This is a genomic window from Blastococcus sp. SYSU DS0616, assembly GCF_054051015.1.
In genome coordinates, this window is record NZ_JBJHAJ010000013.1 from 1 (window position 1) to 21,269 (window position 21,269).

The following is a 21,269-nucleotide window of genomic DNA, read 5'->3' on the forward strand; positions in this document are numbered from 1 at the left end:
GGCTCACCGTCGACGGTGAGCCAGGACCCCGTTTGATCAGGTCACCTGATCATCAGAGGTCAGTCGGCGATGAGGGCCTCGATGGTGGCGAGCAGGGTGCGGACCGGGACGCCGGTCCCGCCCTTCGGCGTGTAACCCCAGGGCGCCGAGGTGTTGTAGCTCGGGCCGGCGATGTCGATGTGCGCCCACGGCAGCCCGGCCGGCACGAACTCGGCGAGGAAGTGCCCGCCGACGAGCATCCCGCCCATGCGGTCGGTGTTGGCGTTGACGAAGTCCGCGACCGTCGAGTCGATCCCCTTCCGGAGCTCCGGCGGCAGCGGCATCGGCCACATCGACTCGCCGCTGCGGTCCGCCGCGGCGATGACCGCGTCGCGCAGGTCGTCGCTGCCCATCACGCCCGAGGTGCGGGCGCCGAGGGCAACCATCTGCGCGCCGGTGAGGGTGGAGGTCTCCAGCAGGACGTCGGGGGAGTCCTCGGCCGCGCGGGCGATCGCGTCGGCCAGCACGACCCGCCCCTCGGCGTCGGTGTTGGTGATCTCGGCCTTCTTGCCGTTGCGGAAGGTGATCACGTCGGCCGGGCGGTAGGCCGTGCCGCTGGGCAGGTTCTCCGCCATCGGCACGGTCGCGACGACCTCGACCGGCAGCCCCAGCTGTGCCACGAGGCACACGGTGGCGATCACGGCCGCGGCGCCGGCCATGTCGCTCTTCATGTCCTCCATCTTCGCGGCGGGCTTGATCGAGATGCCGCCGCTGTCGAAGGTGATGCCCTTGCCCACCAGCGCGACCTTCTTGCGCGCGCCCGCGCCGGCGTAGGCCAGGCGCAGCAGGCGCGGCTTGCGGGTGGACCCGCCCCCGACGGCGAGGATGCCGCCGTACCCGCCGGCCGCCAGTGCGTCCTCGTCGAGGATCTCCGCCGTGAGCCCGAGCTTCTCGCCGGCGGCGGCACCGCGGGCGGCCAGCTCGGCCGGGTACAGGTCGTTCGGCGGGGTGTTCACCAGGTCGCGCACGAGGGCGACGGCGTCGGCGACGGCGCGGACGCGGCGCAGGGCCGCCTCGGCGGCACCGGCGCCGGGCACGACGATGGTGAACTCGCTCGGCGGGGCCGGGCGGTCGGCGGGCAGCTGCGACTTGTAGGCGGTGAACTCGTACGCACCCAGCAGGGACCCCTCGCCGACGGCGTGCAGCCGCTCGGCGTCGGGCGTCCCGCCCACGGCGGCCAGGAGGCTCACCACCGAGCGCCGGCCGCGCAGCGCGCGGCTGGCCGCACCGGCGGCCCGGCGCACGGCCTCGGCGCGGTAGCCGCCGGACGGCTCGGGCGCGCCCAGGCCCACGACGGCGACGACCGGGAAGGGCCCCTGGCCGAACGAGGGCAGGCGGGTCACCTCGTCCTCGGCGCCGCGGGCGCCCAGGTCGGTCAGCGCGGGGAGCAGGCGGCCGCCGAGCAGGCGGTCGAGCGCCTCCGCGCCGGGTGTCGGGAGCGGCCCGTCGGGCCCCTTGCCGACGGCGACGACGACGGCGTCGCCGGTCAGCTTCTCGAGCGGGTGGTCGGTGGCGGAGATCGTCGGCGGCACCCATCGATCCTAGAAGGACCCCGTCGCCCCCCAGCACTCGCTCCGCCCGCGCCGGGTTCCTGCGACGGGGCCGTTCCAGCACGTCGCCGGGCTCGCGCCGGGTTCCTGCGACGGGGCCGTTCCAGCACGTCGCCGGGCTCGCGCCGGGTTCCTGCGACGGGGCCGTTCCAGCACGCCACCATGCGGGGCCGCGCTAGCGTCCCTCCCGTGACCCCGCTGACCTCGCCCCTCCACGACCGGCACGTCGCCGCCGGAGCCAAGCTCGCCGACTTCAGCGGCTGGTCGATGCCGATCGAGTACGCCGGCGGGGGTGTTCTCGCCGAGCACGCCGCCGTCCGGGAGGGCGTGGGGCTGTTCGACGTCTCCCACCTGGGCACCGGCACGGTCCGCGGGCCGGGCGCCGCCGCGTTCGTCGACTCCTGCCTGACCAACGACCTGTCCCGCATCGGGCCTGGCCAGGCGCAGTACACGATGTGCTGCGTGCCCGACGGCGAGGCCGGCGCCGGGGGAGTGGTGGACGACCTGATCGTCTACCTGCACGGGCCGGACGACGTCCTGCTGGTGCCCAACGCGGCGAACGCCGCCGAGGTGCTCGGCCGGCTCGCCGACATCGCTCCGGCGGGCGTCGCGGTGGCGGACCGGCACACCGAGGTCGCCGTCCTGGCCGTGCAGGGCCCGCGGTCGCTGCAGGTGCTGGAGCTGCTCGGCGTCCCGGGCGAGATCGGCTACATGTCGTTCGTGACGGGCACCGGGGGGGCCGGCGCCGAGGTGACCGTGTGCCGCACCGGCTACACCGGCGAGCACGGCTACGAGCTCCTCGTCGGCGCCGACCGGGCGGGGGAGATGTGGGACGCCCTGCTGGAGGCGGGGCAGGACCTCGGCATCCGGCCGTGCGGGCTCGGTGCGCGGGACACGCTGCGGACCGAGATGGGATACCCGCTGCACGGGCACGAGCTCTCCCGCGACATCAGCCCCGTCCAGGCCCGCGCCGGCTGGGCCGTCGGCTGGCGCAAGCCGGCATTCTGGGGGCGCGCGGCCCTGCTGGCCGAGAAGGAGGCGGGCCCGGCCCGGCTGCTCTGGGGCCTGAAGGCGACCGGGCGCGGGATCCCGCGCCCGGGCATGGCGGTGCTCGGCGCCGACGACGCCCGCGTGGGCGAGGTGACCAGTGGGACCTTCTCGCCGACGCTGCGGACGGGCATCGGGCTGGCGCTGCTGGACACCGCCGCCGGTGTGGTCGAGGGCGACCGGCTCGCCGTCGACGTCCGGGGTCGTCGGGAAGCCGTCGAGGTCGTGCGCCCGCCCTTCGTGCCCTCGCACGTGCGCTGAGCGGGACCGCTCGCTAGGGCGCGTTCTTGCGGGTGGGGTCGCTGTCGCCCTTCTCCGGCTCCGCCTTGGCCGGCAGGGTGTCGGCCTTCACGGCGTCCCGCTCACCCATCGGCAGCGGCTCGCCGTCGGTGGTGTCCATCCCGGTCTGGTGCTCGGCCTCGGAGTTGATCTCCGCGCCGAGGAGGACCAGGTAGCAGGTCAGGTACAGCCACAGCATCAGGACGATGACGCCGGCGATCGCGCCGTAGGTCTCGTTGTAGGAGCCGAAGTTGTTGACGTAGAAGCTGAAGCCCAGGCTCACCACCGCCCACACCAGGGTGACGACGACCGAGCCGAGGCTCACCCACCGCAGCCGCGGCGCGTCCCGGTCGGGGGCGACCCGGTAGAGGACGGCCAGCGATCCGCTGACGACGAGCAGCAGCAGGACCCAACGGGCGATCTGGGCGAGCACGCTCGCGACCCCGCCCAGCGGCAGCGCGTCCAGCACGAACGGGACGACGGCGACCAGGCCGATGGTCAGGACGACGAAGACGATCGCACCGAGGGTCAGGGCCAGCGAGAGCGCGCGGAGCTTCAGGAAGTTGCGGGTCTCGACCTCGTCGTAGGCGATGTTCACCGCCTTGACCAGGTTGTTCACGCCGCCGGAGGCGGTCCAGAGCGCGGCGAGGATCGACAGGACGAGGCCCCAGGTGAGCGCGCCACCGGCGTCGGTGATGTTGGCGACCTGGGCCTCGATGAGCGCACGGGCGTCCTCGGGGAGCCCGGTGGTCAACTCCTGGACCTGGGCGGCGGCCTGCTCGCGGGAGACGACCAGGCCGTAGATGGAGATCAGCGCCAGGAGCGCCGGGAAGATCGACAGGAAGCCGAAGAACGCCACCCCGCCGGCGATGATCGGCATGTTGTCGGCGTTGTTCTCCGCCCAGGCGCGCTTGAGCACCTGCTTCCAGCCGCCGGCCGGGATCTGCAGCGGGTTCGCGGCCCGGATGCCCGGCAGCTGCTCGGGCGCGGGCGCGTCCGGCGGGAGCCGATCGGGGTCTCCGGACTGCGTGCCGCCGGCTGCGGATCTCGCCGCTGCCGCGCGTCGGGCCGCCTTCTCCTCGACCCGCTGGCGGATCCGGTCGACGGCGCTCTCCCGTGGCCGGGTGCCGGTCATGAGCTCTCCCTGGTGCTGGGCCGGCGACCGGCCGCGGGGTGGTGGGGTCGGCGGTGGCCGGGTGCGGTGCCCGGCCACCGCGCCGGGTCAGTCGCCCGGCCACGCCCCGGTGAGCTTGGTGAAGCCCTGCGCCCCCAGGCGGTCGATGGTCGCCTTGGTGGCCGCGAAGATCGCGCCCTGGAGCGCGGCCGAGACGACGATCTCCCACATCGGGTACTCGCCCTGCAGCGCGTCCGGTGCGTCGTCCTCGCCGCTGATGCGCTTCCACACCTGCTTGAAGACCGCACCCGACACGGCACCGGCCGCGATACCCGCCGCCAGGCCGATCGGCCGGTAGGCGAGCTTGGCTCCCTTGCTCAACGCTTCCTCCTCGCATCCCGACGGGCCTGCTTCTCGGCCCGCTTGGCAGCCTTCCGCGCGGCGGCACGCCGGGCGGCCAGTTCCCGGCGCGCCCGCTTGGCCTCACGCCTGCGGCCCACGCGCGCACCGACCAGGAGCTCCTCGGTGCTGGCCCGTCGCCGCGCGCGCCGCCGACGCCACAGCACTAGACCCACCAGACCGGCGAGCGCCGCGCCGGCGCCGGCGAACGCCGGGGGGCTCTCGCGGTAGGTCTCGACGGCGGTGTCCTTGGCCCGGGCGGCGCCCTCCTTGGCGCGGGCGGGCACGTCGAGGCGCTGGCTGAGCTCGTCGACCGTGCGGCCGAGCTGCTCGCGGGTCGCCTCGATGTCGGCCCGGATCTCGTCGGGCTGCGTCGGCCCGTTGCTGGACTGTGCGTCGTCGGGTCGCGACCCGCTGGGCGTGCTCACCGGCGTGCACTCTCCTTCACGGTCGTGATGTCGGCCTGGACGCTGGAGATGGCTTCCGTGGGCACCGGCGGGGATCCCTTCTGGACGTCCTTCTTGCCCACGAGGGCGAGGACGCCCGCGATGGCGAAGAGGACCAGGGTGACGATCAGCGCGGCCAGCCAGGCGGGCATGATCAGCGCCAGGGCGAGGATGGCGGTCGTGATGAGGGCGGCCAGCCCGAAGAAGGCGACGAGGCCGGCGGCCCCGAAGAGGCCGGCGCCGACGCCCAGTCTCTTCGCCTTCTGGGTCATCTCCACCTGGGCGAGGCGGGCCTCGTCCCGGACCAGGCGGCTGATCTGCTCGGTCAGCCGGCCGATCAACTCACCGGTGGATGCGTTCTGGGGCTCGGCGTCCACGGCCGCGCGGGTCGCGCCGGCCGTGGGGTCGGGGCGGGGTGTGCTCATCGGTCCTCCGGGTGGGCGGGGTCGATGCAGGTCCATGCCCCCGGCGGCGGGCCCGTAACCGGCGCCGTGATCACAGCCGGGGAACGATGCGCCCGGCGTGGCCCTCGCCACTAACCTGCCTGCATGAGCTGGCACTGGCGTCTCGAGGACCCCGCTGGATCCCCTCTCGACCCCGCGGCGGTGGGGGTGGAGGTGCCGGCGGCCGACAACCAGGGCGACGCGGAGTCGTGGCTGGGGGAGAACTGGCGGGAGCTGCTCGACCGCGGGGTGGCCACGGTGACCCTCTTCGACGGCGACGAGAAGGTCTACGGACCGATGGGGCTCGCCGCCACCTGACCCTCCACGTGAGGTGGAGGGTCAGGTGGTGCGGCCTCCTCAGCCGCGGGCGGTCTTGGCGGGGTCCCGTTCCACGACGTCCCCGAGGACCTCGTCGATCCTGGCCATGACCTCGTCATCCAGGCGGACGCCGGCGGCCTTGACGTTGTCGTGCACCTGCTCCGGGCGCGTCGCGCCGATGATGGCGGCGGCGACGTTGCCGTTCTGCAGCACCCAGGCCAGCGCCAGCTGGGCCATCGACAGCCCGAGGTCCTCGGCGATCGGCCGCAGCTGCTGCACCCGGCCGAGGATGTCGTCGGTCATGAACCCCTGCATCGACCGCCCGGCCTCGGCGTGACCGGCCCGGCTGTCGGCCGGCGGCTGCTCGCCCGGCCGGTACTTGCCGGTGAGGATGCCCTGCGCCAGCGGCGACCAGACGATCTGGGAGAGCCCTTCCTTCTCCGACGTCGGCACCACCTCGGCCTCGATGACCCGCCAGAGCATCGAGTACTGCGGCTGGTTGCTGATCAGCTGGATGCCGAGTTCGCGGGCCAGCGCTGCGCCGGACGCGATCTGCTCGGCGTTCCACTCGGAGACGCCGATGTAGAGGGCCTTGCCCGACCGGACCAGGTCGGCGAAGGCGGTCATCGTCTCCTCGAGCGGCACCGTCGGGTCGTAGCGGTGGGCCTGGTACAGGTCGACGTAATCGGTCTGCAGCCGCCGCAGCGAGGCGTGGCAGCTCTCGATGACGTGCTTGCGACCCAGCCCGCGGTCGTTGCGGCCGGGACCGGTGGGCCAGTAGACCTTGGTGAAGAGCTCGATCGACTCCCGGCGGTGGCCGGCGAGCGCCGTCCCGAGGACGGTCTCGGCGCGGGTGCCGGCGTAGACGTCGGCGGTGTCGAACGTCGTGATCCCGGCGTCCAGGGCGGCCCGGACGCAGGCGTGCGCGGCGTCCTCCTCCACCTGCCCGCCGTGGGTCAGCCAGTTGCCGTACGCGATCTCGGAGATGGTCAGGCCGGAGCGGCCGAGGCGTCTGAATTCCACGGACCGCGACGTTAGGCGCCGCGCCCGACCACCGCCCGATGGCCCCCTCCAGGGGCCACCCCGAGCGTGCGAGGGGTGGGGAGGAGGGGGTCCTCTTTCAGACCTCGGCGCCCAGCGGGACCTCGGGCTTGGGGAAGCGCCACCGGCGGATCATGGTCGACCGGCTGATGCCGTACCAGACCAGGCCCTTCATCTTGTGGTCCCCGTCGGGGAACCGCTCGCGGACGGTGCGCTTGATCTTCCGCCCGAGCACCACCGAGTCCATGATCAGCAGCAGGAAGAAACCGAGCAGCAGGAAACTCGTGTAGCTCTTCACCGCCATGCTGGGCACGAAGGTGCCGATGAGGGCCAGGGCGGCGATGGCCAGGAAGAAGCTGCCGATGTTGCGGCGGCTGTCGACGAGGTCGCGCACCAGCTTGCGCTCCGGGCCGCGGTCGCGGGCGGGCAGGTACTCCGTCTCACCGCGGGCGATGCCCTGGCGGGCCTCTGCGCGGCGCAGCGCCTGCTGCTCCCGCATGCGCTTGTAGGCCTCCTTGCGGGTGGTGGGCGGCGGCGGGGGAGGGCCCTGCCGCCGGCCCTGCGCCTCGTTGCGCTTCGGCGTCGGCCGGCCCTTGCCGCCGGCCTTCACCAGCTGCCCGGTCAGCTCGCCGTCGTCGCCGGGCGCGGCGGTGGTCGTCTCGGCATGGTCACGGCGGCCGGGCAGGCGGAGCTTCACGGCCCGGAAGTCTACGTGTGTGAGCAACGGAGCCCCGGACGTCGCGCTCGGAGCCGTACAGTGGGTGCGCACGGGAAGCGGAGCCGTTCCGACGGCGTTCGTCCGCGGCAGGACGCGCCTACGCGGACACCCCGGAGGGAGAGGACAGAAATATGACGGTGCAGGACACCACGGCCACCGGCGTCGTGCTCAGCGACGCGGCGGCAGCCAAGGTCAAGGCACTGCTGGACCAGGAGGGCCGCGACGACCTCCGGCTGCGCATCGCCGTCCAGCCCGGTGGCTGCTCCGGCCTGCGGTACCAGCTCTTCTTCGACGAGCGGTTCCTCGACGGTGACCAGACCTACGACTTCGACGGCGTCGAGGTCATCGTCGACCGGATGAGCGGTCCCTACCTCGGCGGCGCGGTCATCGACTTCGTCGACACCATCGAGAAGCAGGGCTTCACCATCGACAACCCCAACGCGCAGGGCTCCTGCGCGTGCGGCGACTCCTTCAACTGACGAAGGACCCCTCTGCCCCGCCGCTCGCGGCGGCGCAGAGGGGCCGTACGAGGCCCGGTTCCCCTTCTGGGGAACCGGGCCTCGTGGTGTTCGCGGGGACCGGTCATGACGAGGGGAGGCCTGGAGTGTCCGCGCGGGAGTGACGAAACGGCTCCACGTGGTCGGGGGACGGCACGTGGCCGCGGTGCGATCGGCGAGGATCGCGGTGTCAGAGCCGGACGGGGTAGACCGTCTCCGGGATCTCGGGCGTGATCCGCTCCTCGACGAAGATGCCGTGCCAGACCATGAAGACCAGCAGGGTCCACAGCTTGCGGGAGTGGTCGACCGGTGAGCCGGCGCGCTGGTTCTGCCGGTGGGCGGTGAGCATGGCCAGGACCTGCTGCTTGTCCAGCCACTCGTCGGTCTGGCTGTCCTCGATGATCTGCCGGGCCCAGTCGTGCAGGTCCTCGGCCAGCCAGTGGCGGGTGGGGACCGGGAAGCCGAGCTTGCGGCGGTGCAGCACGTGCGGCGGCACGATCTGCTCCAGCGCACGCCGCAGGGCGTACTTCGTCGTCTCCTTGGTGACCCGCTGGTCCACCGGGATGGTCGAGGCCACCCGGAAGACCTCGGGGTCGAGGAACGGGACGCGCAGCTCCAGCGAGTTGGCCATGGTCATCTTGTCGGCCTTGACCAGGATGTCGCCGCGCAGCCAGGTGAAGAGGTCGACGTACTGCATCGCGGTGACGTCGTCGTAGCCGGCGGTGCGGGTGCGCTCGTACAGCTCCCGGGTGACCGCGACGTGCGAGAGGTCCGGGTCGCGCTTCTCGAGGAAGGTCAGCTCCTCGTCCCGGAAGATCCGCGCGTTGCCGTAGTAGCGCTGCTCCAGCGGGATCGAGCCGCGCCGCAGCAGGTCCTTGCCCCGCATCCCGTCGGGCAGCTTCGTCGACAGCGTGCCGAGGGCACGGCGGAGACCTCGCGGCAGCCGGTCGAAGGCGGCCAGGGACAGCGGCTCCCGGTAGATGTTGTAGCCGCCGAACAGCTCGTCCGCCCCCTCGCCCGAGAGCACCACCTTGACGTGCTTGCGCGCCTCGCGGGCGACGAAGTACAGCGGCACGAGCGCCGGGTCGGCGACCGGGTCGTCGAGGTACCAGACCACCAGGGGGATCGACTCGGCGAACTCCTGCGCCGTGACGACCGTGGTGATGTGCTCCACCCCGATCGCGGCCGCGGACTCGGCGGCGACGTCGATCTCGGAGAAGCCCTCGCGCTCGAAGCCGACGGTGAACGTCCTCAAGTCGGGGTTGTAGCGCTTGGCCAGCGCCGCGATCGCGGTGGAGTCGATGCCACCGGAGAGGAACGAGCCGACGGTGACGTCGGCCCGCATGTGCACGCGGACGGAGTCGTCGAGGACCTCGGCGATCCGGTCGTACAGCGCCTGCTGCTCGTCCTTCGCCACCGGCCGGAGCGGGAAGTCCGGGTGGAAGTACCGCTGCGTGGTGAGCTCGCCGTCGGCGACGGTGAAACTGGTGCCGCTCTCGATCCGCCGGATCCCCCGGTGCAGGGTCGCGGGCTCGGGGACGTACTGCAGCGTCAGGTAGTGCTGCAGGGACGCACCGTCCACACCCCCGGCGGCGACGCTGCCGCCGAGGAGCTCCAGCAGCGCCTTCTTCTCGGAGGAGAAGGCGATGGCCCCGTCGGCGAGGCGGGTGGTGAACAACGGCTTGATGCCGAAGGGGTCGCGCGCGCCGAACACGGTGCGGGTCTGGCTGTCCCAGATCACGAACGAGAACATCCCGCGCAGCCGGGTGACGACGTCCTGTCCCCAGAGGTGGAACCCGGCCACGATCGCCTCGGTGTCGCCCTCCGTGGCGAAGGTGGCGCCCGCCGCGGCCAGCTCCTCGCGCAGCTCGAGGTAGTTGTAGATCTCGCCGTTGAAGACAATGCGGTACCGGCCGTCGGCGTAGGGCATCGGCTGGTGGCTGTGCTCGATGTCGATGAACGACAGGCGGTTGAACCCGTAGACGACGCGGTCGTCGTGCCAGACCTCGTTCTCGTCCGGGCCGCGGTGGCGCAGACAGTGCAGGGCGCCACGGACGTCGGCGACGACGTCGTCGGTCACGCGGGGGGCGTCGGTGGAGAAGTAGGCGAGCAGGCCACACATGGGGCGCGGGACTCCGGGGGTCGGGGGAGGGGTGGCCAGGTCAGACGCGCTCGCCGGCGCGGGTCTTCGCGGTCGCCTTCCGCTCGGCGAAGAACGACAGCACCGGCACGGTGCCGGCGACCAGCGTGAGCACGGTGCCCTTGAACGTCCAGCGGGCACGGATCGCCAGGTCGACGGTGGCCAGGAAGAAGAGCCCGTACAGGAAACCGTGCGCAGTGCCGAGCACCGCCGACGGCTCCGGGATGCGGGCGAGGTGGTTGAGCGGCACCGCCACGAAGATCAGCAGGATGAGCAGCACGCCCACCACCCAGGCCATGGCCCGGTAGCGCTGCAGCGCCGCTCCGATGCTGCGGTCGTCCCCCCGCCCGGTCGGCGTGGCGGTCCGTTCAGCGGCCATTGCTGCTCCGTTGTCCGAGGGCCCGCTCGTTGAGCTCGGCGAGGTAGGCGTTGTAGGCGGCGAGCTCGGGGTCACCGCTGGTGTCGATGCGCGGGCGCTGGTAGAGCACGACCGCGTTGCCCGGTTGGTCGTCGTCCGGATCGCGGTGGAGCTCGATACGCACCATCCGCACGTAGAACCACAGCCCCATGAAGCCGTACAGCGGCCACTGGAGGGCGTAGCTCCAGTTGACGGCGCCGCCGCCGGCCTCGGCCTTGGAGAGCTGCCAGTAGCCGAGGAAGAAGGTGGCGACGAACAGGGCGACCACGAGCAGGTGCAGGAGCACCCATTTCGGGGTCAGCAGCCGGGAGAACACGGCACCGACTCTAACCGCCACCCAGGCGCGGCCGGTCCGCCCGCACCGGCGCGTCCCGCCGGGCGAGGGCGGCTGATGGGCGGCGGCCGGGGGGGGTGAAGCCGCGGACGGGCCGCTGTGGCGGCCGGGGGTGCCGCGCGCCCAGCGGGGAGCGGGCCCGCGACCCGCCGGACCGTCTCCGGTGGTCGGCCGCTGAGGCGGGTCGGCTAGTCTCGGCCCACACTGAGTCCGGCGTGGTTGCACTCTGCCGAGGACCGGTGGAGGACCCGCTGGAGAGACCGCCCGGACGTCGGGCGGAGGACGAGGAGGCAGCGAGCAGTGGCTCGAGGCAGCAGGCTCGCGCGGCTGGCCGCGCTCGGTCTCCTGGGGGTGCTGACCCTCACCGGATGCGAGCTCGGCGACAGCGCATGGTGGGAACGCAACTTCATCCGGTGGGGCTGGCCGGAGGGCGTCACCGACGAAGCCGAGGCGATGCGGGAGCTGTGGATCGGGTCCACCTGGGTCGCCCTGATCATCGGGCTGATCGTGTGGGCGCTCATCGCCTACACGGTGATCCGCTACCGCAAGAACAGCGACGAGCTGCCGCGCCAGACGGCGTACAACCTGCCGCTGGAGATCGTCTACACGATCTTCCCCTTCCTCGTCATCGCCGGCCTCTTCTTCTTCACCATCACCACGCAGAACCGGGTGATGGAGCGCAGCGAGGACCCCGACGAGGTCATCGCCGTCAACGCCTTCAAGTGGAACTGGCAGTTCGTCTACCCCGAGACGGCGGGCCCCGACGGCGAGCCGGTCGACACGGTGGGCACGAGCACGGAGATCCCCATCCTCGTCGTGCCGACCGACCGCACCGTCCGGTTCGAGCTGGCCTCCGCCGACGTCATCCACTCCTTCTGGGTGCCGGAGTTCCTCTTCAAGCTCGACGTGATCCCGGGCAACGAGAACGGCCGGGACAACGTCTTCGAGGTGACCGTCCGCGAGGAGGGCGCCTACGTCGGCCGCTGCGCCGAGCTGTGCGGCACCTACCACGCCTACATGAACTTCGAGGTCCGCGCGGTCTCCGGCGACGACTACGACGCCTACCTGGCCGCCCGCGAGTCCGGCCTGGGCACCTACGAGGCGCTCGAGGAGATCGGCCAGTCCGGCGTGGCCGGCACCACGACTCCGCTGGACCTGGTGCTGGACAAGACCGAGGAACAGCTGCAGACCGGTGGCTGAGGTCCTCGCATCCGGTAACCGGACCCCACACACGTACGAGGAGGCGCGGCCGTGAAGGTCGAGGCACTGATCTTCAATCTGCTCGCGGTGTTCTGCTTCGTCACCGCGGTCGTCTACGGCTTCTGGGCGCGTGAGCCCATCGGCACCACGGCGCTCGCGCTCTCGGGTGGGCTCACGCTGCTCATCGGTGGCTTCTTCTGGTTCGTCTCCCGCCGGATCGACGCCCGTCCCGAGGACCGCAAGGACGCCGAGATCGCCGACGGCGCCGGTGAGCTGGGCTTCTTCAGCCCCGCCAGCTACTGGCCCTTCACGCTGGCGCTGTGCGCCGGCCTGATGGGTCTGGGCATCGCGTTCTGGTACATCTGGCTGATCCTGCTGGCCACCATCGCGCTGCTGCTCGCCGTCGGCGGCCTGTTGTTCGAGTACTACGTGGGTCAGAACGCGCAGCAGAGCTGAGACCTCTCCCCACCACCAAGGCCCCCTCCACCCGCAGCGGGTGGAGGGGGCCTTCGTCGTCCAGGGGTGCGGTGCGGACGGCGCACAGTGGTTCCCCGGTGCCGTTCGGCCAGCTGGACGGCTGGAGCGGCCGCCACGGACGCCTGCCCGGGGATCACCTGCGCCCCGGCCGCCGGGTACCGGGGCCGTCGAGGGTTGCCGAGCCGGGGGGGGGGGGGCAGCGGGTGTGGTGTGTTCGCGAGGTCCCAGCACCTCCGTGCGGTGGCCCCTCGGAGCGGCGGACGCGTCGCAGGGCCCCCCGATCCGGCTCGTCGGCCCGCACCCTCTCGGCCGGGGCCGTGCCAGCTGGCGGCCGTGGGCGTGCTGGGGCCTGGCTGCCGCTAGCGGTGCGCCCGGCCGCCTGCCAGCCGGGCGGTGATCGGCCGAGGCACCGCCGGACGCCGACGCGTCGACAGGGCGTGGCGGGGCCTGGCCCGGTCCGCTGCACCCGTCCGGCAGCGGAGTACCCGGAGCGCCCGGTTGGTCGCTGACGGGCTGCGGGGGAGTGCTGGGAAGCCCGAGGCCACGCAGGGCCGGTGCCGGCGCCCGAGGAGTGGCCCGGGGAGTGGCACGGGGCGATCGTCGGGCGCGGGTGACCTCGGGTGGTCGTCCCCGCGCCGGCTGCGGGTCGGCAGTCGGCTGCCAGGTCGCGCCCCTCCCGGTCAGCAGATGCAGAAGGGCCCCGGTGGAGATTCCACCGGGGCCCTACTGTCAGACGCTGATCAGTCGCGCGGGTCCTGCGGGCGGCCGCCGTCGGACGGGCGCCCACCCTCGGACGGGCGTCCCGAGGTCGTCAGCTCCCGGTCCGACTCGCTGGCCGAGAGCCCGCGGCCCTCGCCGCGCTGCTCGATCTCGACCGTCGTCGGCTCCTCCACGGGGGAGAAGAAACCGCGGACCGCGCGCCGTGCCGCACCGACCTGGTTCATCTTCTTCGGTACCGGAGCACCGCCGTAGGCGAGCTGCCCGTGGCCGTGGTCATCCACCGGGCCGATCGGCTGGTGCACCTCGATGAACTCGCCGTGCGGCAGTCGCCGGATGACACCGGTCTCGATGCCGTGCTCGAGCACCTCGCGGTCGTGCTGCTGCAGACCCAGGCAGATGCGGTAGGTGATCACGTAGACGATCGGCGGCAGGAGGACCAGGCCGATCCGGCCCGCCCACGTCATCGCGTTGAGGCTGATGTTGAACTTGTCGGCGATGACGTCGTTCCCGCCCGAGAGCAGAAGGATCACGTAGAACGCGATCGACATCATGCCCAGCGACGTCCGCACGGGCACGTCGCGGGGCCGCTGGAGCAGGTGGTGCGATGCGGTGTCACCCGTCAGCTTGCGCTCGATCATCGGGTAGAAGAGCAGCAGCATGAAGATGATGCCGGGCAGAACCGCCGTCGGCCAGAACAGCGCCGGGATCGTGTAGTCACCCGGCAGGTTCAGGTCCCATGCGGGGAACAGTCGGCTGGAGCCGTCCAGCCACATGATGTACCAGTCGGGCTGCGACGCGGCCGAGACCTGCGCCGGGTTGTACGGGCCCCACAGCCAGATCGGGTTGATCTGGGCCAGGCCACCGAGGGCCGCGCAGACCCCGAACACCACGAACAGCAGGCCGGTCGCCTTGCCCGCGAAGGTGGGGAAGAGGCGGTTGCCCACGACGTTGTGCTCGGTTCGCCCCGGTCCGGGGAACTGCGTGTGCTTCTGCTTGACGAGGACCAGCAGGTGCACGGCGATGAGCGCCAGCAGGATCGCCGGGATCAGCAGGACGTGCGCGATGTAGAGCCGGCCGATGATCAGCTCACCGATGTAGTCCCCGCCGAAGACCGCCCAGTGCACCCAGGTGCCCACGACCGGGATGGCCAGGATGATCGCCGACATGATCCGCAGACCGGTGCCGGAGAGCAGGTCGTCGGGCAGGGAGTAGCCCGAGAAGCCCTCGAGCAGCGCCAGGATCAGGATCACGACGCCGATGAGCCAGTTGCTCTCCCGCGGGCGGCGGAAGGCGCCGGTGAAGAAGATGCGCAGCAGGTGCACCACGATCGCCGCCACGAACAGCAGTGCGGCCCAGTGGTGCAGCTGGCGCATGAACAGGCCGCCGCGGACGTCGAAGGACAGGTCGAGGGCGGACGCGTAGGCGATCGACATGTCGAGCCCACGCAGCGGGTCGTAGGACCCGTCGTAGGTGACCTCGGTCATCGAGGCCTGGAAGAAGAAGGTCAGGTACGTGCCCGACAGCAGCAGGATGATGAAGCAGTAGAGCGCGATCTCGCCGAGGAGGAAGGACCAGTGGTCGGGGAAGACCTTGTTGAGGGTCCGCCGGACGGGTCCGGCGACGATCATGCGGTCGTCGAACTCGAGCGCGGCCTTGCCGAGCCGCGTCGTCGGGGCCCCCGGCGCCGTGGCGGTGCGAGCTGCCATCAGATGCGCTCCCGGTTCCAGTACGTGGGGCCGACGGCCTCAGGGTAGTCACTGCGGGCGACGAAGAATCCTTCGTCGTCCACGGTGATGGGCAGTTGCGGCAGTGAGCGGGTGGCCGGGCCGAAGACCGGCTTGGCGCCCTGCGTCACGTCGAACATCGACTGGTGGCAGGGGCACAGGATGCGGCTGGTCTCCTGCTCGTAGAGCGACACCGGGCAGCCGGCGTGCGTGCAGATCTTGGAGTAGGCGACGTAGTCGCCGTAGCCGTAGTCGGCGTGCCCCTCGCGCGGGCGCAGCGACTGGATCTGCTCGGGGCGCAGCCGGATGAGCATGGTGGGCGCATCGGTCTGCCGGTTGCCGCCGGGGACGGCCGGGAAGACCGTCTCCAGCGAGCCGGGTTCCTGGTCGCCGGGCCGGACCGGACTGCCGTCGTAACGGACCAGGCGGACGCCCTCGGCCCACGCGGTGCGCCCGAGCACGTTCCCGGTGCTCGGGTTGTTGATCAGCCCGCCGAGCGGCGCCAGCAGCATGACGCCGACGCCGGCGCCCATGAAGCCGAGCGACCGGGTGATCAGCTTGCGCCGGGGAAGCCCGCTGTTGTGGTACCCGCCGACCAGCGTGGCGCCGGTCGTGACCCGATCGAAGTGCGAGCCGTCGTGCTTGTCCTGGACGGCGGTCTCGTGGGGGAGCAGCTTCTTGGTGTAGAGGACCAGGCCCACGCCCACCAGCGTCAGGGACAGCCCCATGCACAGGCCCAGGAGCGGGGTGAACAGGGCACTCCAGGTGCTCCCCTCCTCGGCCCAGGACCACTCGGGGAGGAACCAGCCGGAGCCGACGTACACCACGAGGAACAGGAAGGCGAAGACCCCGGCGAGTGCGAACGTCCAGCCGACCTGGCGCACCGCCCGCCGCTCCATGGCGGACCCCGGTTCCGGGCCCGGGTCGACGTGGAGGATCTCCACGCCGTCGTACCGCGCGCCGAGCAGGTCGAGCTCCTCACGGCTCATCGCCGCGAGCTGCTCGGGGGTGTAGTCGTCGTCCGGGCCGCCGTGCAGCGGCCCTTCGGTGTCCGCGCCGCCGGCCGAGCCGGGGCGGGTGTCGCGCGTGCTCACGCCTTGCTCCCCATCCAGAAGATGCCCAACATCAGGGCACTGACGCCGACGACCCAGATGACCACGCCCTCGGCGGCCGGCCCCAGCCGGCCGACGCCCGCGCCGCCCGGGTCGGCCATGTTCGTGATGGTCTGGACGTAGGCGATGATCGAGCGCTTCTCCTCCGGCGACAGCTGGTTGTCCCCGAACACCGGCATGTTCTCCGGGCCGGTCAGCATCGCCGTGTAGATCTCCAGGTCGGTCGCGTCGTGCAGGCTCGGGGCGTACTTCCCCGAGGAGAGGGCGCCGCCCTCGCCGACGAAGTTGTGGCAGGACGCGCAGTTGAGCCGGAACAGCTCACCGCCCATGGCGAGGTCCCCGTTGCGCAGGTCTCCGGAGGGCAGCGTCGGCCCGCCGCCGTTGGCCTGCACGTAGGCCATCAGCTGGTCGATCTCCTCGTCGGAGAACACCACGGGCTTGTCCGGCGCCTGGGCCTCCTGGCGCACCAGCGGCATGCGCCCGGTGTGCACCTGGAAGTAGACCGAGGCCTCACCGACGCCGATCAGCGACGGGCCGCGGTTGGGCACGCCTTCGAGGTTCGAGCCGTGGCAGGAGATGCAGCTGCGCTCGTACAGCTCGCGCCCGGCCGCCTCGGCCGCCGACTCGGTCTGCGTGCCGGCCGGAGCGGCCTGCGCCGGCGCGAACACCGAGTACAGCGCCCCGGTGAGGATCAGCGAGGCCATCAGGCCGGCGACGTTGGCGAGACGACGGCGGTGCTTGGACCTCCGTCGCGCGCGGGCCCGCTGGTCCGGGCTCGCGGCGTCGGCGAGCGGGGCGTCGGGGTGAGGGTTCGTGGTGGACACCGGTTCCCTATCGGATGAAGTAGATCGTGGCGAACAAGGCGATCCACACCACGTCGACGAAGTGCCAGTAGTACGAGACCACGATGGCGGAGGTCGCCTGGGCGGGCGTGAAACGGCCCATGGTGGACCGGATGAGGACGAACACGAAGGCGATCAGTCCGCCGATGACGTGCAGGCCGTGGAAGCCGGTCGTGAGGTAGAAGACCGAGCCGTAGGTGGACGACGAGATCGTCGTGCCGTGGTGCACCAGCTCGTAGTACTCGTACGCCTGCCCGAGCACGAAGACGAGCCCCAGGGCGAAGGTGATCGTGAACCACCGGCGCAGCCCGTAGACGTTGCCCTCCTCGGCCGCGAACACACCGAACTGGCAGGTGACCGACGAGCTGACCAGGATCAGCGTGATCACGAGCGCGTACGGGACGTTGAGCTCCGTGGGCTCGGGCGGCCAGCCGCTCTCGGCGCCGGCCCGTGCTCGGGCGGTGAAGTACATGGCGAACAGGCCGGCGAAGAACATCAGCTCGCTGGCGAGCCAGATGATCGTGCCGACGCTGACCATGTTCGGTCGGGTCAGGGAGTGCACCCGCGAGGTGTCGAAGGTGCTGCTCGCGACGGGGGCCGTTGTCACGGGGGTCATCATGGCATCGGCAGGACCCCGTCACGACTGCGGGTGGTGACGGCGTGGCGCCAATGTGACCAGCTCGATACCGACTCACCGGCCGGGCCTGCGCAGACGTCTCCGGGCACTAGGCTCGGCGGCGTGAGTGCTGCCGAGAAGCCCGCCGCCCCGGCCACCGTGCTCGTCTACAGCCACCGTCCGGAGGTGCGCGACGCGGTCCGCGCAGCGGTCGGCCGGCGGCCCGCCGCTGACGTGGGTCCGCTGACCTGGCTGGAGTGCGTGACCGGCGACGAGGTGGTCGCCGCGGTCGACGCCGGAGGGATCGACCTGTGCATCCTCGACGGCGAGGCCCAGCCCGCCGGGGGCATGGCCCTCGCCCGGCAGCTGGAGATGGAGGTCGCCGACCGGCCGGCCGTCTGCCTGCTCGTCGCCCGGCAGCCCGACCGCTGGCTAGCGCACTGGTCGCGCGCAGAGGCGACGCTGGCCCTGCCGGTCGACCCGCTGGTGGCGCCCGGGGTGGTGGCCGACCTCCTGCGCGCTCGCGCGGGACGGTCCGTGGCCCGCCGGTGACGTCCTCGTCCGCCCCCACGTGGCCGGGGCTGCTGAACCGCCTGCTCGCCGGTCAGGACCTCACCGCCGAAGACACCCGTTGGGCGATGCGCGAGGTCATGACCGGCGAGGCGACGCCGGCCCAGGTGGCCGGCTTCACCGTGGCGCTCCGGGCCAAGGGCGAGGCGCCGCAGGAGGTCGCGGGGCTGGCCGCCGAGATGCTGGCGCAGGCGACGCCGGTGCAGCTGCCGATGGACTGCGTCGACATCGTCGGCACCGGTGGCGACGGCGCGCACACGGTGAACATCTCCACGATGGCCGCGGTCGTGACGGCCGCCGCCGGCGCGCCGGTGGCCAAGCACGGCAACCGGGCGGCGTCGTCCTCCTCGGGCGCCGCCGACGTGCTGGAGGCGCTCGGGGTGGTCATCGATCTGCCCGCCGACGCCGTGGCCACGTGCGTGCGGGAGGCCGGCATCGGGTTCTTCTTCGCACCGGTCTTCCACCCCGGCATGCGGCACGCCGCCGCCCCGAGGCGGGAGATGGGCATCGGCACCGTCTTCAACTTCCTCGGGCCGCTGACCAACCCGGCGCGCCCGGTGGCGGCTGCGATCGGTTGCGCCAACGCGCGCATGGCCCCCGTCCTCGCCGAGGTGCTCGCCGCCCGGGGGACGCGGGCGCTGGTGTTCCGGGGCGACGACGGACTCGACGAGCTGACCACCGCGGCGACGTCGGCGGTGTGGACGGTCCGGGACGGCGCCGTGTCGGCCGAGCGGGTGGACCCGGCTGCGCTGGGCATCGAGGCGCCCGCCCCGGACGCGCTGCGCGGCGGGGATGCCCGGGACAACGCCGAGGTGTTCCGGCGGCTCGTGGACGGCGACCGCGGAGCGGTGCGCGACGCCGTGCTGCTCAATGCCGCCGCGGCGCTGGTGGCGTTCGACGAACGGCCCGCGCGTTTGCACGACGCCCTGGCCGCGGGGATGGAGCGGGCCGCCGCAGCGATCGACGACGGTCGGGCGGCGGCGCTGCTGGACCGCTGGATCGCCGTCAGCCGGGAGGTCGCCCCGCCCGGCCGCTGAGCGCCGGCCGCTCAGGCTTCGGTGTCGAAGCCGATGGAGAAGGCTGCCTCGAGGTCGTGGCGCGAGTAGGCGCGGAAGGCGATGTGGGTGTCGGTGTCGAGGACTCCCGCGACCTTGTTGATCCGGCCGGCGATGACCTCCGCGACCTGCTCGAACTCGCGGACGCGGACGATGGCGATCAGATCGGCATCGCCGGCGACGGAGTAGACCTCGCTGACCCCGTCGAGCTCGGCGACGGCCTGGGCGACCTCGGCGATCGAGTCGGTGGCGGCGTCGATCATCACGATGGCGGTGATCACGCGGGGGATGTTATCCGCTCCGGCCGGGCGCGGGTTCCCAGCGACCGCCCGTCGGCGAAGGGGTCCTGCGCGTCACGCCCGGACTCCACCCGCGCCAGGAACCCGCTGTAGGCGCCGGTGCCGGGTGCGGGGGAGGCGAGGGTGCCGGTCAGTTGCACCAACCGGGTGCCGGGCTTCTCCAGCCAGCGGAGGACGAGCTCGGTCTCGTCGACCGACGTCGGGTCGTCCGCACCGGGAACGGTCTCCGCGGTCGCGAGCAGGCCCGGCAGCACGCTCCGCACGGTGGTGCCACGCGGCGCGTTCCCGGCCGCGGCGAGGCGCCCCAGCCGGACGACGGACAGCTCCCACCCGCCCTGGCCGTCGGGACGGGCCAGCACGAGCTCGGGCACGGCAGCCAGCGACTCGAGCCGTTGCCGACGGCGGAGGGCCCGGACCAGCACGGCGACCCGGTCGCGCAGCACGGCGGCGTCCTCGTAGCGCTCCTCGGCGGCGAGCCGCTCCACCCGGTCCAGCAGCGGGGCGAGCAGGGGACGGGGGTCGTGGCCCACCGCGGCGGCGAAGACCGCCGCCACGCCGGCGTACTCGGGAACCGACTGGGCGCCGGTGCAGGGGGCGCCGCAACGCCCCATGTCGGCCAGCGCGCAGGCGTTGACCGGCGTGCGGGGGGAGAGGCGGGCGGTGCACTGCCGCAACGGCAGCACCTCGTGGACGGCAGCCACGGCGGCGTCCGCGGCGCGGCGGTCGGGGAACGGCCCGAGGAACACGCCGGCGTCGGGGCGGACCCGGCGGACCACCGACAGCCGCGGGAAGGGCTCGTCGGTGAGCCGGACCCACAGCGCGCGCTCGGGGAAGCGGGACCGCCTGTTGTACCGCGGCTTGTGGCGGGCGATGAGCCGCAGTTCGCGGACCGCGGCCTCGAGCGCGTGCGCGCACGGGATCGGCTCCACCCGCTGGGCGAGGCCGACCATCTCGGTGATGCGGCTGCGCTGCTCGCCCGAGGTGAAGTAGCTGCGGACCCGGCTGCGGAGGTCGCTGGAGGTGCCCACGTAGAGCGGCTCGTCCCCGGGGCCGCGGAACAGGTAGACGCCGGGGCCGCTGGGGACGGCGTCGGCCAGGTGCCGCTTCCGCCGACGCTCCGGATCGACCTGCCGGGTCAGCCCGGTCAGCTCCTCGAGGGTGGTGACGCCCAGGGGGCCGAGCCGCTCGAAGAGGCCGTGCAGCACGTCCACCGTGGCCCGCGCGTCGTCCAGGGCCCGGTGCGTGGGCGAGGTGGTGGCGGAGAAGTACGGGGCCAGGGTGGCCAGCTTGCAGTTGGGCACCTCGTCCCGGCTGAGCAGCCGCCGGGCGAGGACGGCGGTGTCGACGGACGCCGCCGTGGGCCACACCAGGCCGTTCTCGGCGCACGCCGCCTTGAGGAACCCGAGGTCGAACGGGGCGTTGTGGGCGACCAGGACGGCGCCGCGGGCGAACTCGAGGAAGGTGGGGAGCACGGCGCCGATCCGCGGGGCCGTGGCGACCATCGTCGAGGTGATCCCGGTCAGCACGCTGATGTAGGGCGGGATCTCGTGGCCTGGGTCGACGAGGGTCTGGAACTCGCCGAGTACCTGCCCGCCGCGGACGCGCACGGCCCCGATCTCGGTGATGGCGCTGTCCTTCGGGGACCCGCCGGTGGTCTCCAGGTCCACGACGACGAACGTGACCTGCGCCAGCGGTGTCCCGACCTCCTCGATGGAGACCTGCTGGTAGCGCAGCGGTGCGGGGGAGGGTGCCACGGGGCGGACGCTAGGTCGGGGGGCTGACACTCCGGGGGACGCGCGCCGGGGCCGGCCGCGCACCGGCCCCCTGACCGGGGGGTCCGGGGCTGCCCGCATCGAGTGGGACCTGGTGTT

General features: G+C 72.5%; 23 protein-coding genes. 7 read left to right on the forward strand and 16 right to left on the reverse strand.

Going from position 1 to position 21,269, the window contains the following annotated elements:
* Positions 1-59: 59 nt before the first annotated feature.
* Positions 60-1,571, reverse strand: a complete 1,512-nt coding sequence (locus ACI79K_RS11405; protein WP_456589561.1) for a leucyl aminopeptidase — start codon at positions 1,569-1,571, stop codon at positions 60-62.
* Between the two features lie 207 nt (positions 1,572-1,778).
* Here ACI79K_RS11405 and gcvT point away from each other — a divergent pair, with 207 nt between their 5' ends.
* A complete protein-coding gene (gene gcvT, locus ACI79K_RS11410; RefSeq protein WP_456599745.1) occupies positions 1,779-2,897 on the forward strand; it encodes a glycine cleavage system aminomethyltransferase GcvT in 1,119 nt (372 codons plus the stop codon).
* Between the two features lie 13 nt (positions 2,898-2,910).
* On the opposite strand, the gene ACI79K_RS11415 is transcribed toward gcvT, so the two are convergent.
* The 4 genes from ACI79K_RS11415 to ACI79K_RS11430 form a co-directional block, all read right to left on the reverse strand.
* Entirely contained in the window at positions 2,911-4,050 is a 1,140-nt protein-coding gene (locus ACI79K_RS11415) for a YihY/virulence factor BrkB family protein (protein ID WP_456589559.1), read from the reverse strand.
* 87 nt (positions 4,051-4,137) lie between these two features.
* Positions 4,138-4,410, reverse strand: a complete 273-nt coding sequence (locus tag ACI79K_RS11420; protein ID WP_456589558.1) for a DUF4235 domain-containing protein — start codon at positions 4,408-4,410, stop codon at positions 4,138-4,140.
* Entirely contained in the window at positions 4,407-4,856 is a 450-nt protein-coding gene (locus ACI79K_RS11425) for a DUF3618 domain-containing protein (RefSeq protein WP_456589557.1), read from the reverse strand. Before ACI79K_RS11425 ends, ACI79K_RS11420 begins: the two co-directional genes overlap by 4 nt.
* Entirely contained in the window at positions 4,853-5,299 is a 447-nt protein-coding gene (locus ACI79K_RS11430; protein WP_456589556.1) for a phage holin family protein, read from the reverse strand. Before ACI79K_RS11430 ends, ACI79K_RS11425 begins: the two co-directional genes overlap by 4 nt.
* 123 nt (positions 5,300-5,422) lie before the next feature.
* Here ACI79K_RS11430 and ACI79K_RS11435 point away from each other — a divergent pair, with 123 nt between their 5' ends.
* Positions 5,423-5,635 carry a hypothetical protein gene (locus ACI79K_RS11435; protein ID WP_456589555.1) on the forward strand — a complete coding sequence of 71 codons (213 nt, stop codon included), beginning with the start codon at positions 5,423-5,425 and terminating at the stop codon, positions 5,633-5,635.
* Between the two features lie 39 nt (positions 5,636-5,674).
* Here the strand turns inward: ACI79K_RS11435 and ACI79K_RS11440 are convergent, their stop codons facing one another.
* Both ACI79K_RS11440 and ACI79K_RS11445 read right to left on the reverse strand, forming a co-directional pair.
* The gene (locus ACI79K_RS11440) at positions 5,675-6,658 is read right to left on the reverse strand and encodes an aldo/keto reductase family protein (RefSeq protein ID WP_456599746.1); all 984 of its coding nucleotides are present in this window, start codon (positions 6,656-6,658) and stop codon (positions 5,675-5,677) included.
* Positions 6,659-6,755: 97 nt separating this feature from the next.
* The gene (locus tag ACI79K_RS11445) at positions 6,756-7,373 is read right to left on the reverse strand and encodes a DUF3043 domain-containing protein (RefSeq protein ID WP_456589553.1); all 618 of its coding nucleotides are present in this window, start codon (positions 7,371-7,373) and stop codon (positions 6,756-6,758) included.
* A 152-nt stretch (positions 7,374-7,525) separates the two neighbouring features.
* Here ACI79K_RS11445 and ACI79K_RS11450 point away from each other — a divergent pair, with 152 nt between their 5' ends.
* Positions 7,526-7,873: a HesB/IscA family protein gene (locus tag ACI79K_RS11450; RefSeq protein WP_456589552.1), complete on the forward strand. Its 348-nt coding sequence runs from the start codon at positions 7,526-7,528 to the stop codon at positions 7,871-7,873.
* 208 nt (positions 7,874-8,081) lie between these two features.
* On the opposite strand, the gene asnB is transcribed toward ACI79K_RS11450, so the two are convergent.
* From asnB to ACI79K_RS11465, 3 genes are read right to left on the reverse strand one after another with little or no spacing between them, the layout of a single operon-like run.
* Positions 8,082-10,013 carry an asparagine synthase (glutamine-hydrolyzing) gene (gene asnB, locus ACI79K_RS11455; RefSeq protein ID WP_456599747.1) on the reverse strand — a complete coding sequence of 644 codons (1,932 nt, stop codon included), beginning with the start codon at positions 10,011-10,013 and terminating at the stop codon, positions 8,082-8,084.
* Between the two features lie 40 nt (positions 10,014-10,053).
* Positions 10,054-10,410, reverse strand: coding sequence for a DUF3817 domain-containing protein (locus ACI79K_RS11460; RefSeq protein ID WP_456599748.1), 357 nt, complete (start codon positions 10,408-10,410; stop codon positions 10,054-10,056).
* Positions 10,400-10,765, reverse strand: coding sequence for a metalloprotease (locus ACI79K_RS11465; RefSeq protein WP_456597188.1), 366 nt, complete (start codon positions 10,763-10,765; stop codon positions 10,400-10,402). The genes ACI79K_RS11460 and ACI79K_RS11465 overlap by 11 nt, the downstream gene beginning before the upstream one ends.
* Positions 10,766-11,083: 318 nt before the next feature.
* Between ACI79K_RS11465 and ctaC the strand changes: the two genes are divergently transcribed.
* Together ctaC and ACI79K_RS11475 are read left to right on the forward strand one after the other, a co-directional pair.
* Entirely contained in the window at positions 11,084-11,983 is a 900-nt protein-coding gene (gene ctaC, locus ACI79K_RS11470; RefSeq protein ID WP_456599749.1) for an aa3-type cytochrome oxidase subunit II, read from the forward strand.
* 51 nt (positions 11,984-12,034) lie between these two features.
* Positions 12,035-12,439, forward strand: a complete 405-nt coding sequence (locus ACI79K_RS11475) for a cytochrome c oxidase subunit 4 (protein ID WP_456599750.1) — start codon at positions 12,035-12,037, stop codon at positions 12,437-12,439.
* Positions 12,440-13,200: 761 nt separating this feature from the next.
* On the opposite strand, the gene qcrB is transcribed toward ACI79K_RS11475, so the two are convergent.
* From qcrB to ctaE, 4 genes are read right to left on the reverse strand one after another with little or no spacing between them, the layout of a single operon-like run.
* Positions 13,201-14,886, reverse strand: coding sequence for a cytochrome bc1 complex cytochrome b subunit (gene qcrB / locus ACI79K_RS11480; protein ID WP_456599751.1), 1,686 nt, complete (start codon positions 14,884-14,886; stop codon positions 13,201-13,203).
* Complete coding sequence (gene qcrA, locus ACI79K_RS11485) at positions 14,886-15,998, reverse strand: cytochrome bc1 complex Rieske iron-sulfur subunit (protein WP_456589545.1); 1,113 nt, start codon at positions 15,996-15,998, stop codon at positions 14,886-14,888. The genes qcrB and qcrA overlap by 1 nt, the downstream gene beginning before the upstream one ends.
* A complete protein-coding gene (gene qcrC / locus ACI79K_RS11490; RefSeq protein WP_456589544.1) occupies positions 15,995-16,840 on the reverse strand; it encodes a cytochrome bc1 complex diheme cytochrome c subunit in 846 nt (281 codons plus the stop codon). The genes qcrA and qcrC overlap by 4 nt, the downstream gene beginning before the upstream one ends.
* A gap of 7 nt (positions 16,841-16,847) precedes the next feature.
* On the reverse strand, positions 16,848-17,465 hold the full coding sequence (gene ctaE, locus ACI79K_RS11495; protein ID WP_456597193.1) for an aa3-type cytochrome oxidase subunit III: 618 nt from the start codon (positions 17,463-17,465) through the stop codon (positions 16,848-16,850).
* Positions 17,466-17,597: 132 nt separating this feature from the next.
* Between ctaE and ACI79K_RS11500 the strand changes: the two genes are divergently transcribed.
* Together ACI79K_RS11500 and trpD are read left to right on the forward strand one after the other, a co-directional pair.
* Entirely contained in the window at positions 17,598-18,026 is a 429-nt protein-coding gene (locus ACI79K_RS11500) for a hypothetical protein (RefSeq protein WP_456589542.1), read from the forward strand.
* Entirely contained in the window at positions 18,023-19,081 is a 1,059-nt protein-coding gene (trpD, locus tag ACI79K_RS11505; RefSeq protein WP_456589541.1) for an anthranilate phosphoribosyltransferase, read from the forward strand. Before ACI79K_RS11500 ends, trpD begins: the two co-directional genes overlap by 4 nt.
* A gap of 11 nt (positions 19,082-19,092) precedes the next feature.
* Here trpD and ACI79K_RS11510 read toward each other — a convergent pair whose 3' ends face one another.
* Complete coding sequence (locus ACI79K_RS11510) at positions 19,093-19,380, reverse strand: Lrp/AsnC family transcriptional regulator (protein WP_456589540.1); 288 nt, start codon at positions 19,378-19,380, stop codon at positions 19,093-19,095.
* A complete protein-coding gene (locus tag ACI79K_RS11515) occupies positions 19,377-21,152 on the reverse strand; it encodes a DEDD exonuclease domain-containing protein (protein WP_456599752.1) in 1,776 nt (591 codons plus the stop codon). The genes ACI79K_RS11510 and ACI79K_RS11515 overlap by 4 nt, the downstream gene beginning before the upstream one ends.
* Positions 21,153-21,269 lie beyond the last annotated feature (117 nt).

What these genes read in the sequence shown, in the direction of transcription:
- ACI79K_RS11415 (WP_456589559.1), bottom strand. Translation starts at nt 4,050, where the DNA reads ATGACCGGCACCCGGCCACGGGAGAGCGCCGTCGACCGGATCCGCCAG.
- ACI79K_RS11460 (WP_456599748.1), bottom strand. Translation starts at nt 10,410, where the DNA reads ATGGCCGCTGAACGGACCGCCACGCCGACCGGGCGGGGGGACGACCGC.
- qcrB (WP_456599751.1), bottom strand. Translation starts at nt 14,886, where the DNA reads ATGGCAGCTCGCACCGCCACGGCGCCGGGGGCCCCGACGACGCGGCTC.
- asnB (WP_456599747.1), bottom strand. Translation starts at nt 10,013, where the DNA reads ATGTGTGGCCTGCTCGCCTACTTCTCCACCGACGCCCCCCGCGTGACC.
- ACI79K_RS11450 (WP_456589552.1), top strand. Translation starts at nt 7,526, where the DNA reads ATGACGGTGCAGGACACCACGGCCACCGGCGTCGTGCTCAGCGACGCG.
- ACI79K_RS11435 (WP_456589555.1), top strand. Translation starts at nt 5,423, where the DNA reads ATGAGCTGGCACTGGCGTCTCGAGGACCCCGCTGGATCCCCTCTCGAC.
- ACI79K_RS11430 (WP_456589556.1), bottom strand. Translation starts at nt 5,299, where the DNA reads ATGAGCACACCCCGCCCCGACCCCACGGCCGGCGCGACCCGCGCGGCC.